We start from the raw sequence: 242 nt of genomic DNA on the forward strand, positions 1-242 counted from the left end.
TTCCAGTGTTTATAGTTCCCGATAATCGAGCAGGAATGATCCCTCTAGCAGTAGTCGCTTCAGGAGAAAAGCGAAAAGCCTCACTAATACTGTGGCTAGGGTGTGTTAAATTGGCTTCTGTTACTGCATTGAAGAATATCCACTCAAACTGGGATTGAGTGTTTTCAAAAAACAGTGGTGCTTTTAGAGTTAGCTCCGCTTTGGGTTGGTGAGAATAAAACTCAGGAACAGACTCATCTGCT

1 protein-coding gene is annotated in these 242 nt (G+C 42.6%); it reads right to left on the bottom strand.

Annotated features, from left to right (window positions below; genetic code table 11):
* Positions 1-242, bottom strand: a 242-nt coding sequence (locus Q5762_RS39475; protein ID WP_315897144.1) for a hypothetical protein, incomplete at both ends; no start/stop codon positions are given.

The organism is Streptomyces sp. P9(2023), from assembly GCF_032436795.1.
Taxonomy (GTDB): Bacteria; Actinomycetota; Actinomycetes; order Streptomycetales; family Streptomycetaceae; genus Streptomyces.